Genomic DNA, 14,002 nt, shown 5'->3' on the forward strand with positions numbered 1-14,002 from the left:
GTAGCGCGCGTTTTACGCTTGTGCATGAGCCGCCATTTTCGCTTCCGCCCCCTCAGGCCCAGATAAGGAGGCGGTAACGCGTTACACAAAACGATCTGAAGAGATCGCTGACAGAGCGGTAAACGCAACAGCTGAACGCATTTCATGTTATAGCCTGCGGTTATTCAGGCAGGCAGCTGCGCTTTTGATGAGGTGAATGATAAATATGCCCGGAATAATCAGGTCGTTTATTGGCGCGATTGCTTCACTTTGGCTTGCAGTCATGTGTGATATCGACATAGCTGAAAACGCCAGGCGCGAGGCTGACGGCGCGGTTTCTCGTTAAAAATCTTAGAAAAAAGTTCCGGTCATGTTATACAGTCTCGCATAGCCCTTGTTTGCGATAAATCGTCCTTTAACAGGGCGCTAAATATTTAAATTTAGGCTAAATTAGTTTCTGCGTTTTTGCACCCGCACAAGGGGAGGCTGTTGTGCACAATAATCAAAGTGGCAATGACGAAAATCGTCTCAAAGCGGTTAAAGCACTTTTGTCACCTGATGTCACCAGGGATGAGGTGCTGGAAAAGTTTGTTCATCTTGCCGCGCAGGTACTGGGCATTTCAGGCAGTTTTATTTCTATTATTGATGATAAAAATCAATATATTAAGGTTTCCCGTAATTTCAATCTTAAAGAATCCGCACGAGAAGTTTCCCTTTGTCGTCACGTGATTGACGGTGACGGACAGCTCGTTGTGCAGGACACATTACAGGATAACCGCTTTACCTTTCATCCACTTGTTGAGGGTGAGCCGCACATTCGGTTTTATGCAGGCGTGTCGTTATCTAATCTGGAAGGGCTGGTTTTAGGCACGCTTTGCGTGACCGACACAAAGCCTCATACGTTTAGTGATGAGCAACTGGACACCTTAAAGTCGCTGGCAAAACTGGTTAGTTCTTTTCTGGATGCCTGGAATCTTGCCAGTTTCACGGACCTGATCACGCTTTTACCCAACCGGCCCCGACTTATTCGCGACATGCAGCAGTTGGCCGTCAATAATCCCGATCGTCGTTTTCGCCTGATCCTCATCGACTGTCTTGATATTCCACAGGCGTATGAGTTATCCCGTACTTTTGGCATTGCGCCGGTAGAAAACCTGCTCAGACAAATTGCCGGACTGGTCGGTGTTCGTCTTCAACTGCAGTCAGATGACATGCTGTATTCATTTGCGCCCGGCCGGTTTGCGTTAATACAACCTTATCTTGGTGGTTATAATGCGCAAAGCACCGTTGAGGTATTAACCAGCCTTAAAGCAGATTTAGCGGATAACATTACGATTGATATTGATGTTTATACGGGTGAGACAGAGTTTGTTTCCCGCGACATCGATGCGAATGAAGTGGTGCGCCAGGCGGTTAGTGCATTACACGAATGTATCCATCAAAACATGGGCGCCATGACGTTCGATCATGCTTATGATTCGCGTCGCACTGAAGATTTTTTGATTATGAACGATCTGGCTCAGGCGCTTAAAAAAGATGAAGGCCTGTACCTCGCTTATCAGCCAAAGGTCTGTTTAAAAACGGGAAAAACCGTAGGGCTTGAGGCTTTGATCCGCTGGCACCACCCGGAGAGAGGCGAACTGTTTCCGGCCGACTTTATACCGCTGGCCATTAAAACCAACCTGATTTCTGTCCTCACTGACTGGGTTATCGATCGCGTCATTATTCAGCTTAAGCAATGGAACAACGAGTTTGAACTTATCCCGGTATCCGTGAACGTCAGCGAACGTGACTTTTCCAGACCAGAGTTTGCTTCTGGCTTAGCCAGTAAAATGCAGGCGGCAGCCTTGCCGACAGCACTACTGGGCATTGAGTGTCTGGAAAACGAGCTCATTACGGAGAGTGATATCGCCATTAACGGGCTGGAGGCGCTTAAAGCTCAGGGATTTGTTATTTCACTGGACGACTTCGGTACGGGCTACAGTAATATCAGTTATCTGCAGGAAATACCGCTAGATGTCATTAAGGTCGATATGTCTTTAATTGGCCGAATGGATGGCGATCATGCATCAAGAATCATCGTGCGGAGTATTATCATGATGTTGAAAGAGCTGAACTATACGGTACTGGCAGAAGGCGTTGAAACTGAAGCCACGTTGAGTTTGCTGAAGCAATACGGTTGTGATCAGATACAGGGTTACTTCTTTTCGAAGCCGCTGCCGGCCAGCGATATCGAACACTGGTTGCTGCAGAAGTAAATGCCCTGAAGGCGACAGTCGCTGTCACCTGAAAAGCAGGACTGCCTGCTTCAGGGCGTTTTGCCAGCAGCGCTTCAGTCGGCTAAGAGGCTGAAGCGCGCTGTACGATTAATCCAAATCCCTGCCGTTACTTGCTATCACCTTTTTATACCACCAGAAGGACTTTTTCCGCCGCCGGGCCAGCGTGCCTTCTCCACGATCGTCACGATCCACATAAACGAACCCGTAACGTTTGCTCATTTCGCCGGTTGATGCGGCAATCAGATCGATACAGCCCCATGTGGTATAGCCGATAACAGGAATACCGTCTCCGATCGCATCGGCCATCGCCCGGATATGTTCGCGCAGGTAGCTGATACGATAATCGTCAATAATTTCGCCTTTCTCCGTTAACTCATCGCGTGCGCCCAGGCCATTCTCGACCAGGAAAAGCGGCTTCTGATAACGGTCATACATCATATTCATGGTGATGCGCAGGCCAAGCGGATCGATGCCCCAGCCCCATTCACTCCGCTGAATATGCGGGTTGGTGAGGGATTTCACCACGTTTGCCGCGCTGCTATTGTTGTCATTCATCTCGGCCGAAGCACATCGGGATGCATAATAGCTGAACGACACGAAATCGACGGTATGCTTGAGTATATCCGCATCACCGTCTGCCATTTCAATCTGAATCCCTTTTTCGCGGAAAAGGCGCGCAGCGTAGGCGGGATAAGCACCTCGCGCCTGAATATCAATGAAAAACAGGTTTTCACGATCTTTTTGTAGCGCCGCCCAGACATCGTCAGGTTTGCTCGACCAGGGATAAAAATTGCCACCAGCCAGCATGCATCCCACCTGATTATCAGGGTTGATTTCATGCGCGATTTTTGTCACCAGGGCGCTCGCGACCAGTTCGTGGTGAGCTGCCTGATATTTAACCTGCTCACTGTTTTCACCAGGTTCAAACACCAATCCGGCACCCGAAAATGGGCTGTGCAGCATGATGTTAATTTCGTTAAAGGTCAGCCAGTACTTAACTAAACCATCAAATGCGTCAAAACAGGTGCGGGCATAGCGGGCAAAAAACTCAATCATTTTACGATTTCGCCACGAACCGTATTGCGTAACCAAATGCATGGGAACGTCAAAATGGCAGATCGTCACTAAAGGTTCAATGCCATGTTTACGACACTCGGTGAACAAATCACGATAAAAAGCCAGGCCCTGTTCATTCGGCGTGCTTTCATCGCCACGCGGAAAGATACGGCTCCACGCAATTGAGGTGCGAAAGACGGTAAAGCCCATTTCTGCCATCAAGGCAATATCTTCCCGATAACGATGATAAAAATCGATCGCAGTATGGCTGGGATAGAATTCGTCATCGCGCAACTCAACGCGTTTTTCCTGCCCCAGCTTCACTGGCATACGCGTGGGGCCAATGGGGATCATGTCAACGGTAGTGAGTCCTTTACCGCCTTCAAGAAAAGCGCCTTCTGACTGATTGGCGGATAAGGCACCGCCCCATAAAAAGCCTTCAGGGAATGTTGCTTCAGACATGAAATCCTCTTTAACAGGGTCATTAATGATCAGCTGGCGTTAGCCGCTTTCGTTTGTTCGGGGGATGCGCCAGGTTGTGATGGCGCCGGGCGGGTGGTTTCTGGAATATCTTCAAAACCCAGAATCAGGGTAAGAATGAACGACAGCACCACGGAAAGTACCATTACCGCGACAACCCAGACAATCGACAGGGGATTGGTCGGGTCAAAAAACTGGACGCTGGTAAATAAACCCGGTGAAGCCATTGAATGGCTGGCCAGACCGCCTATGCCGGCCACGGCACCGCAGATGAATCCACTGATCAAACTGGCAATCAAAGGGCGTTTTAATCGCACTGCCACGCCGTATAGAGCGGGTTCGGAAATGCCAGCCACAATAGCGGAGGCCGCCGCCGCCAGCGCGGTTTGACGTAATTCGCGGTTTTTTGTTTTAAAGGCCACCGCCAGCGACGAGCCGCCAAGCGATAAATTGGCGCCAATCTCAGAAGGCATCACCATGCCTTCTTTACCCGTTTCGGCAATGGTCTGGATGATGGTGGGAGTAAAAACCCGATGCATACCTGTCATGACCAGCAACGGCCACAGCCCACCCATAATGGCCACAGAAAGCCAGCCCAGATAACCGTGAATAGTGTAAACCAGAGCGGAAATCCCGCTGCCGATCCAGATACCAATCGGGCCAATCAATACAATGGCGATCGGCGCGGCGATCAACACGATCAACATAGGCTTAAGGAAGTTTTTTGTCACTGCAGGGGTGATACGATCCACCCCGCGTTCGATGTGAGACAAAATCCAGGTCATCACCAGCGCCGGTATTACCGTATAGGTATACTTCACCGCCGTAACCGGGATAAAAGCAAAGTCGACGTGTTGTCCCTGTGCGGCTTTAGCCATGAGGTCAATAAAGTTGGGATGTACCAGCACGCCAGCAATGGCGATAGCCAGTGACATATTGGTTTTGAATTTCAGCGCGGCAGACGCAGCCACCATAATGGGCAAAAAGAAGAAGGCACCATCACCTATCACGTTAAGTATGATTAGGGTTGATGAGCCTTTCTCAAATACGCCAGCCATATCCAGTATCATGGCCAGTAGCTTGACCATTGAACCGCCGATAATAGCCGGAATCAGCGGTGACATAGTGCCAACCAGCGCATCCAGAATGCCGGCGCCTACGCTTTTAAGCGTCATTTTGCGTTTTACGGGCGCGGCGCCGTCTGACTGCGGTTCGCCTAATGCCAGCACGGCCTGATAAGCCTTTGCTACCTCATTGCCAATAATCACCTGTAACTGAGTATCGGTATGAACAACGCCCATGATGCCGTCAATGGCTTTCAGGCCGGCAAGGTCAACCAGACGGTCGTCCTTCACCACAAAACGCAGGCGGGTCATGCAATGGGTTACCGCACTGATATTAGTCAGGCCACCCAGCTTACTGACGATAGCCTGTGAAATCTCTGCATAATTTCCTGGCATGATTTTATCTCGTAGGGAAGAGGAAAGTGCGCTCGGGTTTCCGCTCTGGCCGTCGTGTTGTTGTTTTACTTCGCCAGTCAGCCTGCCTTACTCTGCATCTGACCCACGGTGCGGCTAAATAGGAAACCGGTTTCACAAAATCATGAAGAGATTTCACCTTTTAAACAAGAGTGTAAAATAGGCTGATGTTATTTTTGTGATGATAATCACTTTGAGTGGCGAAGCAGGCGGCACGACATTAAGGCTAAATATTTCAAATAATGAAAGGCTTAGGTAAACTCCATTTACTCAGAAGATTCTGGCAGCGATAACATGACAACCATTTCACAAGTAGCAAAACGCGCCGGCGTCTCAAAAGCGACAGTTTCGCGGGTGTTGTCAGGTAAGGGTTATGTAGGGCAGGAGAAGCGGGAACGGGTTTTGCTGGCCATTGCGGAGACAGGCTATCGACCTAATCTGCTGGCACGTAATCTGGCAAATAAAAGTACCCAAACCATCGGGCTGGTTGTAACCAATACACTGTACAGTGGCAACATTTTCAGTGAGTTAATGTCTCACTCTGCCAGAATTATGGAGCAGCAAAATCGGCAGTTGATCCTGGCCGATGGCAAACATACCGCTGAGCAGGAGCGCGCTGCCATCCAGTTTCTGCTCGATTTACGTTGCGATGGCGTTATCATCTATCCGCGTTTTCTCAGCATCGACGAGCTGGATGCGATTATTTCGCAGCACAAGCAGCCTGTGCTGGTCATTAATCGTCGTCTGCGAATCAATGACAGCTTCTGTATTTACAGCGATCAGCAGGCAACCAGCCAGAGGGCCGTCAGTTACCTGATTGAACAGGGCCATCGTAATATTGCATTTATTACGGGATCACTGGATTCGCCGACCAGTCAGGAGCGACTTGCGGGCTATAAAACCGCGCTTCACACCCAGGGAATCGCAGTTAATCAGCAGCTAATTGTGCAGGGCAAATGGACGGCGCAAAGTGGGATGCTGGCGGTGAAAACATTGCTGGCGAGCGGACAGCCCTTTAGTGCTATCGTCGCCAGCAATGATGAAATGGCTATCGGGGCGATCAAACAGCTTACAGAAAATAATATTGCTGTACCTGGAACCGTCTCGGTCATTGGCTTTGATGACATTCCGCTGGCCCCTTATATAACGCCTGCGCTCTCCAGTGTTAAATTTCCCGTTACCGATATGATCAATGACACCATTAATCGACTGGTCTTTATGCTGGATGGCGGTGAATTAACGCCGTTTACTCCCTATCAGGGCAGCCTCGTTGTGCGTGATTCCATTACCGGCATCACCTGATGCCTTTACTGTGCTGAGTCGATCGCGACCTGTATTAACCCGATACCTTGCGCCGCGAGTCCGGCCACCACGTCCTGAGAAAGCCCCTTTTCCGTAATGACGTGACCGGGCTGAAAACCGGAAGACAGGGGATAAGGATGGATCTGCCCGAATTTAGAACTATCGGTCAGAACGTAGCTTTCTGCACCTTTAGCCAGCACGGCATCCACGACATCACATCGCAGCATATCCCGGCCGGTGAAGCCGGTTTCCGGGTGCCAGCCATCTGCACCAATAAAGGCCTTATGGAAGTGCATTTGCTGTACGCAATACCGGGTTAAGGGCCCCGTCATTGATTCGCTGCGCTTTTGCAACATGCCGCCCAGAATAATGACTTCACAGGCCGCGTCTTTAAGCAGATGGCCGATATAATGGCTTACGGTGATTAACGTCAAATTTTTGCGGCTGGCCAGCATACGTGCCAGCAGGGCGTTGGTGCTGCCGCCTTCGATCAATACAGATTCGCCATCGTTAATCCGCCCGGCTGCATAACGGGCGAGCGCCAGTTTTATCCCATAGCGGGTATGCATTCGCACGCCAACGTCGTCGCTGTCTAATGCCTGAGCCGCACCGTGAACCCGACGTAAAACCCGCTTTTCTTCCAGCAGGTTGAGGTCCTGGCGAATGGTAACCTCCGACACACCGGCCAGCTCAGCCAGTTCGCTGACGGCGACGTTGCCTCGGGTATTAACCAGTTCAATAATTTTCTGCTGACGCGTATTCATCATGGTTCTCTGCTCTGACGTTGAGTCTCACTGGTTTCAGGCTAAACCCAGTCCACGTTTACCCACCGAATTGAGATCGGCGAGGGTAAACCGGTTCTTCCAGCCGGCCTCGTAATGTTCAGGCGGAAAATCAGCAGGGGAATGACCCTGCTCAAGTGCACTCGCCACCTGATGCGCATAAGCGCGGTTTTTATCACACATTGGCGCCGCGGGAATATACATAACGTTTCCCCATCCCTGTTGATTTTCAACCGGTGCGACCGCATGAATCAGGTCACAGTGCCACCATACCGAATCGCCTGCGGTGATCGCCGGTACGGAGCATAATCCTTTTACCAAATGCGGGTGCCATTTTTCACTAATCGGGAGTACGCGCCCCGGTTTAACACCGCATAATTCATCGTCAGCGACATCCGATAACAATGGGCGCAGCAGCACATATGCAATGGCCTCCGGTACGGGAACCACGTGCAGTAAGCCCTGACCCGGCATCATATCGGACAGCGCCGTCCAGCCCTGAAACGTCCGGAAAGCCGAGCATTTTGTGGTATCAGGAACATCGAACTCATCCACTTCGCTGCGATGTGCAGCATGCCACGGGTCGTAATGCTCAAGATTGCCGTCGAAAATCGATCGAAAAACGCGTTGGTAAGCGGGCAACAGCCAGCGTTCCAGCGCGCCGGAGTCAGTGTGTGCGCCCAACCCTTTCGAGGTCGTTCCTGGCGGTCGCCGACGAATGCGATCCGGATAGATAAGATTCACGTCCGGATCGAACCATTGCTGGCCCCCGGATTCAAACGTCCACAGGCGATTTAAACATGACTGCACCTGGGCCATTTCAGGACTCTGGCGCGCCTCCATTTGTGCGTGAGACCAGTAAATGGGATAGATTTCAGGGCGGGATGCTTCCAGGCTGCCGAAGAAATTATCGCCCGGGCCGCGGTACTGTGCATCAAACTGATTTTCGTCCAGGTAACGCAGCATGGAGGTATCCCATGCCAGCGCCTGTTCCCGAGGGAAATGCTGCTTAACCACCACACAGCCACGGCGCTTGATGCTTTCTCGGGTTTCAGGCGTCAGCCCTTGGGTGATCTCCTCGGGTGAAATAACCGGCCAGGCGCTGCCGTTTAGCCGCTCTTCCGCTTTTGCGTCGCTTATCGCCTGCTCGGTTCTCTGGCAAACCTGCCTGAATAAGCCTTCAACATCGCCAATCTGCTGACGTATCTGCTGTTTAAACTGGCGGATGGCGGCTGAAATATCCGTGGGTAACGCTGTGTGCTGAAGCTTTACATTCATGACTGCGCCCTTAACAGTGTTTTCATTTTACATATGAAGGTTTATTTCATTTCATTCGAAAGTCAGCACTATGTTTAACAGATTGCTGTTGGTGAAAACCGGAACTGGCGCACAATGTGAGCGAACAGAAGGATTTTTGATGACTGGAATTCTCATTATCCCCTTCAACGAGTAAGCTTAAAAATGAGTGAGCCTGTTCAGGCCGGGAAAAAGGGGGATGACAATGGCAGTAAGGATGATTGCAGTGGATATGGATGGGACGTTTCTGGACGAAAACAAGCAGTACAACGTCCAGCGCTTTTCACGCCAGTACGCCCTGCTAAAGCAAAAAGGTATTCACTTTGTTGTCGCCAGTGGCAATCAATATTATCAGCTACAGCGCTACTTTCCTGACATCAAAAACGACATTGCGTTTGTTGCCGAAAATGGTGCGTGGGTATCAGAAGGCGATGATGAAATTTTTTGTGGTGAGCTGGCAAAGGAAAGCGTGCACCGCGTGTTGGATATCCTGGCAAAAGAGCCGGATATCAGCACTGTCGTTTGTGGACGCAAAGGCGCTTATGTCCATTCTTCAATGCCAGACAGCGTTATTCAGATGCTTAACAATCATTATTACCGACTTGAAAAGCGCGATAATCTTTATGATATCGATGACACCATTTTTAAGTTTTCGCTTAACCTGGCCAACGAAGGCATAGACAGCCTGATGGATCGTCTGCATAACCAGCTCGGTGAAATCGATCATATTATGCACCCCGTATCGAGCGGCTATGGCTTTATTGACCTGATTATTCCAGGCTGTCACAAGGCACATGGTATTGCTTTGCTGCAACAAAAATGGGGCATCAGCGATTGTGAGGTGGTGGCCATCGGCGACAGTGCAAACGATATCGAAATGTTGCGCCAGGCCTGTTTCAGTTTTGCAATGGCCAATGCTGTTGAGTCGGTTTCAGCCGTTGCGCGGTTTAAAACGGAAAGCAATCAGGATGAAGGGGCGCTAAACGTCATTGCCAGAGTGCTGGCGCGCGAATTCCCTTTTGATTAACGCCGCAATGGCGGCTTTTCAATCATGAGCGCGGAAGGGGAGCCTCTTCAAAAACAAACTTAACGTGACGATGTCACTTATTTTGCCTGCTTCTGATCTTTTCGGACTGTATAAGGTGCTGGCAGGGGATGTCAGTGCCGCGCAAAGAAACCGCATGCAAAGACAGGTTAATGGTAATAGTTACAACATACTTTAAATGATTTTCTTAACACCGTTCGGTTAGATCGACGTCGTCTTTGTCTGGGCAAGAAAATCACGGAAAGCCCGGTCCAGGCCGGGCGGGCAGGCATTATTTATCCGCTTTCTTCTCATCCTCAGCGCCTGACGGCTCCGCTTCAGCAACGGACAGCCAGGGCTTGAGGAGTTGAATATCCAGAATGACGTAAACCATCGTGCTAATAAATAACGAAATCACGCTACCGAATACGCCGCTGGTGGTGAAGGTCAGATAGTTATAGATAATCAACCAGGTCAGGCAAATGAACAGGGAAAGGGCAAGCATAATCGATGAGAGTGAATAGTTGCTGGTGCCGGCGCCTTGTTGGTGCGTCAGTTTAAACAGGTTCCCGAGGGTGTATTTTTCCAGCATCAAAATCGTTTTTTGCCAGTTACGGCGTTGGCGTGAACCTGCGCGAACAATAAACAGATACAGTACGGAGATAAAAAAGCCTGAAAAGGCAATCAGTACCGGAACAGCCTCCAGAGCATACTCAATGCTTTTGTGGCTTGCGCCAGCCGGGCTCAGGTCCAGCGTTAATGAGGCACCCAGTGCGGCATACAGAAAAACGAATAGCGCCAAAAAGGTTATCGTGCGCTTCCAGTCCGCCTCTGCTTCGCGGTTCTGTTGCTGGAGGGCGACGGTAAAGGCGCGTTCGATATGTTCAGCCTGAGGTGAGTGCATTTCAATCGCCTCTACCGTTTCATCCAGCAGGGCAGTGATAAAAGGTTTGTGGTCGTTGTGCAGGGGAATTTTCATGACGTCGATTCTCGTTGAAATTTCCGCTTATTTTAGTCTGCCTGAAGGGAAATGATACCTGCTTCACGTGATTAACCTTGTCAGACTGAGCCACTTAACTCGCAGGTAATGCGCTTTGCGAGCACGGCATGATGTACACTGCTTATGAACTCACCACGAGGAAAGCGATTATGAATGACAAGAAAATGATTTCCATCGATCAGTTCAGTGATGAAGAGCGACTCGCCGTTAATGAAGTTCTTCAAAACCTGATGCAGAAGCACCGTCAACGCACCGGCAAAGAACCTGATGCAAAAAAAGAGAAAGAGTTAAACAGCGAAGCTCGTCAGCAGGTCATGGCCGATAAACTTCTTAATGAAAAGTTAAAAGCAGAAAAAGAAAGTAAAAAACCGCTCAGGAAAAAGAAACCCTCTTCGCTAACCGCCAGCGAAGTCGGCGATTTCAACTGGTCCGCCTCAGTGGCTAAAGGCCGCAGAAGATAAAGTAACGCCCAGTCGCGCTAAGGCCTGACGATATAACATGGATCGTTGGGCCATGTGGACCCGGGCAAGTCATCGGCATAAGTCATCATAACGGCAATAAAAAATAAAGGGTAAAAGTCTTAAAAATTAAAGCGCAGGGCGTTTTTTGTGGATAAACTGCGCTAAATATATTGTCAATTACGCGTGCGAATGACCTATTACTCACCTGATGATCACCATCTTAAAATGCGATCCACGCGATTTGTCCGTCGCATGTTTGCCATGCGCCAGCTTGGCACGCTTTTATGTTTTTTGCCGATTGCATCCGTTCTCCTGGAACTGGGGAAAGAACCAGCGATATTGGTATTACTGATTAGCAACGTTCTTATCTGGCCTTATCTGGCATACCGCCTTGCCGTAAAATCACGAGACTCCACCGCGCGGGAGCGTTCAAATTTAACGCTGGATGCCGCATTTGGCGGTATCTGGATTGCGCTGATGGCCGTGAGTCCTATGCCGTCCTTTGTCATCATCGCGGTTTTGATGGCCGACCGTTACGCCGCAGGAGGCTGGCCTCAGCTGCTCTCTGCAGCGCAGGCATTTCTGTTTGCCTTTATCCTGGTATGGACGATTGAAGGCGCGCCGGTTTTGATGGAGTTTAGTACGCGCACAGCGTGGCTTACCCTTCCACTGGCCACATTCTATATGTTGGCACTCAGCGTTGTATCACACAATTTGACGTTGAGCCTGCGTCAGAAGAACCGTGAGCTGGAGAGAATTGCGCTGATGGATCCCGGTCTGGAAATCCCTAATCGTCGTTTGTTCGAACGCCGGCTTGAAAGCGAGCTTTTGCGCACCTTGCGGGGTGACACCAGAGCGTATCTGATACTGATAGATGTCGACCATTTTAAAAACGTTAACGATACGTTCGGTCACGAAGCCGGGGATTTTTTGCTGGCTGAAATTTCCGGCCTGTTACGTGACAGCGTAGGTATGAAAGACATTCCGGCACGGTTTGGCGGAGATGAACTTGGCGTTATCATCCGTGATTCGAATGACGTTGACATCATCAGACTGGCCGAATCGCTTCAAAGAAATATTGGGCAATTACGCCTGCCTGCTTCTGTAACGTTCAGGTGTTCCGTCAGTATTGGCATTGCCAGTGCTGATAAAGCCGACTCAATACATGAGTGGCTGCGGCGCGCTGATAAAGCGTTATATGAAGTGAAACGATCAGGGCGGAATGGCCTGAAATTATGGCGGGCCTGATCCCCAGCGGAACAACGCATCGCGGGGTTCGGTAACGTCCATCCGTAGTGCATCACCAGACCGTCATCAATGCCGCCTCCTCTGAGGCGGCATAAGTATCAGATAGCCGGATAGTCGCCAGTGCCTTCAGGCCAGGGCGTGAGCAGGTCAAAGCCCGTCTCGGTGACGGCGACGGTATGCTCCCACTGGGCAGACAGCGAGCGATCTTTTGTAACCACCGTCCAGCCATCAGAAAGCACACTGGTCCCTGCTTTTCCAGCATTGATCATGGGTTCGATGGTAAAAATCATCCCTGCCTGTAAAGGCATTCCTTCGCCCGGCGTGCCGTAGTGAAGAATTTGAGGTTCGGTATGATAAATCTCGCCGACGCCATGACCGCAATATTCCCTGACCACGGAAAAATCCGCGCTCTCAGCAAGGCGCTGAATAGCGGCGCCAATATCGCCCAGTGTCGCGCCCGGGCGAACCGTTTTAATGCCTGCAACCATGGACTGATAGGTAATATCCACCAGCCGTTTTGCACGCACGGATGGCGTCCCCACAAAATACATTCGGCTGGTATCGCCATACCAGCCATCTTTAATAATGGCGACATCGATATTCACAATATCACCTTCTTTTAATGTTTTGGCCGCCGGGATCCCGTGGCAAACAACATGGTTAACGGAAGTACAGGTGGTACGGGTGTAACCGTGATAACCGATATTGGCGGGCGTAACGTTGAGTTCATTGACAATAAAATCATGACAGATATCGTCCAGTTGCTCTGTCGTGATCCCCGGGCGTACATGAGGGGTGATCATCGCCAGCACCTGGGCGGCAGCGTGCCCGGCAGCACGGGCTTTTTCAATCTCTTCTGCAGAATGGATCTTAACGTTCCCCATTACACTTCTCCTTGTGGGGTTAAATCGGCATGATGTAGTACCTGGCGAATATCGGCACCGCCGTTCATTTCGATGCGGATTAATGTTTGAGCAAGCTCGTGTTGTGTCAGCTGGGGATACAGCTCGGCCAACATGCCCAGTTTTAACCAGTGCTCAGCCTGCGCATTTATTGAGCGGCTCATCGCCTGGCTGGCGATGCGTAAGTTTTCATGCATCAGATCGGATATTTTAACAATGCCCATGCGAAGCCTATATGGAATGTATACGTTTTATATATAGGTTACGCTTTTTGGGGTGACAGTGAAAGCTGAATTAACCGGTCATAAAATGCCTAGAGCGCCATTCTTCCGGTAGCGCGATGAATTTCTAACTTAATGACACAGTCTGAGTGCGTATTTAATCTGTTCTGATCCCGCGCCCTTTATTGGCGTGCCGGGCAGAGTTAGTCTTTGATGTGACCGATCAGCAAAGTCAAACACCATTCTCTGACCGGGTTAAACTTCATAAACCTATGCGGTATTACCCAGGTTAACTTTTCATGTTACTTCGCAGATCATGAACCATAATCTACTGTTGAAAATCTGCGATATTGACGCATCACGCCTGTTCCGTCCTGGCCATCGCGCTAAGGTCTGCAATTCATGGATTGGGTACAATCAGACAGAGATTTGTTTTTGTCTGATTGTTGCTCCTGCTTCAGTTACAGGCCCGGTTGCGGATGTCCGTTGACAAG

Annotated in this window: 12 protein-coding genes; 5 read left to right on the plus strand and 7 right to left on the minus strand. The window is 50.1% G+C overall.

What is annotated here, in order from left to right; genetic code table 11:
- Positions 1–470: 470 nt before the first annotated feature.
- Positions 471–2,237 (plus strand): sensor domain-containing phosphodiesterase, encoded by a 1,767-nt coding sequence (locus PAGR_RS21710; protein WP_013028054.1) that lies wholly within the window; start codon positions 471–473, stop codon positions 2,235–2,237.
- A gap of 108 nt (positions 2,238–2,345) precedes the next feature.
- On the opposite strand, the gene PAGR_RS21715 is transcribed toward PAGR_RS21710, so the two are convergent.
- Both PAGR_RS21715 and ascF read right to left on the minus strand, forming a co-directional pair.
- Entirely contained in the window at positions 2,346–3,776 is a 1,431-nt protein-coding gene (locus PAGR_RS21715; RefSeq protein ID WP_014604583.1) for a 6-phospho-beta-glucosidase, read from the minus strand.
- 29 nt (positions 3,777–3,805) lie between these two features.
- Positions 3,806–5,254, minus strand: coding sequence for a PTS cellobiose/arbutin/salicin transporter subunit IIBC (gene ascF / locus PAGR_RS21720; protein WP_014604584.1), 1,449 nt, complete (start codon positions 5,252–5,254; stop codon positions 3,806–3,808).
- A 312-nt stretch (positions 5,255–5,566) separates the two neighbouring features.
- Between ascF and PAGR_RS21725 the strand changes: the two genes are divergently transcribed.
- On the plus strand, positions 5,567–6,574 hold the full coding sequence (locus PAGR_RS21725; RefSeq protein ID WP_014333042.1) for a LacI family DNA-binding transcriptional regulator: 1,008 nt from the start codon (positions 5,567–5,569) through the stop codon (positions 6,572–6,574).
- Between the two features lie 5 nt (positions 6,575–6,579).
- Here the strand turns inward: PAGR_RS21725 and PAGR_RS21730 are convergent, their stop codons facing one another.
- Together PAGR_RS21730 and PAGR_RS21735 are read right to left on the minus strand one after the other, a co-directional pair.
- Entirely contained in the window at positions 6,580–7,338 is a 759-nt protein-coding gene (locus PAGR_RS21730) for a DeoR/GlpR family DNA-binding transcription regulator (protein WP_014598188.1), read from the minus strand.
- 36 nt (positions 7,339–7,374) lie between these two features.
- The gene (locus tag PAGR_RS21735) at positions 7,375–8,634 is read right to left on the minus strand and encodes a DUF1479 domain-containing protein (RefSeq protein WP_014604585.1); all 1,260 of its coding nucleotides are present in this window, start codon (positions 8,632–8,634) and stop codon (positions 7,375–7,377) included.
- A gap of 223 nt (positions 8,635–8,857) precedes the next feature.
- Between PAGR_RS21735 and PAGR_RS21740 the strand changes: the two genes are divergently transcribed.
- Positions 8,858–9,679: a Cof-type HAD-IIB family hydrolase gene (locus tag PAGR_RS21740; RefSeq protein ID WP_014604586.1), complete on the plus strand. Its 822-nt coding sequence runs from the start codon at positions 8,858–8,860 to the stop codon at positions 9,677–9,679.
- Between the two features lie 289 nt (positions 9,680–9,968).
- Here the strand turns inward: PAGR_RS21740 and PAGR_RS21745 are convergent, their stop codons facing one another.
- Entirely contained in the window at positions 9,969–10,655 is a 687-nt protein-coding gene (locus PAGR_RS21745; RefSeq protein ID WP_014598185.1) for a RipA family octameric membrane protein, read from the minus strand.
- A gap of 170 nt (positions 10,656–10,825) precedes the next feature.
- On the opposite strand from PAGR_RS21745, the gene PAGR_RS21750 reads away from it, so the two are divergent.
- Entirely contained in the window at positions 10,826–11,137 is a 312-nt protein-coding gene (locus tag PAGR_RS21750) for a hypothetical protein (RefSeq protein WP_014333049.1), read from the plus strand.
- A 189-nt stretch (positions 11,138–11,326) separates the two neighbouring features.
- Complete coding sequence (locus tag PAGR_RS21755; protein ID WP_014604587.1) at positions 11,327–12,385, plus strand: diguanylate cyclase; 1,059 nt, start codon at positions 11,327–11,329, stop codon at positions 12,383–12,385.
- 98 nt (positions 12,386–12,483) lie between these two features.
- Here the strand turns inward: PAGR_RS21755 and map are convergent, their stop codons facing one another.
- Together map and PAGR_RS21765 are read right to left on the minus strand one after the other, a co-directional pair.
- Positions 12,484–13,269: a type I methionyl aminopeptidase gene (gene map / locus PAGR_RS21760; protein WP_014604588.1), complete on the minus strand. Its 786-nt coding sequence runs from the start codon at positions 13,267–13,269 to the stop codon at positions 12,484–12,486.
- Positions 13,269–13,511: a ParD-like family protein gene (locus PAGR_RS21765; protein ID WP_013028065.1), complete on the minus strand. Its 243-nt coding sequence runs from the start codon at positions 13,509–13,511 to the stop codon at positions 13,269–13,271. The genes map and PAGR_RS21765 overlap by 1 nt, the downstream gene beginning before the upstream one ends.
- Between the last annotated feature and the right edge of the window lie 491 nt (positions 13,512–14,002).

The sequence above is a fragment of the Pantoea ananatis PA13 genome, assembly GCF_000233595.1.
Lineage (GTDB): Bacteria > Pseudomonadota > Gammaproteobacteria > Enterobacterales > Enterobacteriaceae > Pantoea > Pantoea ananatis.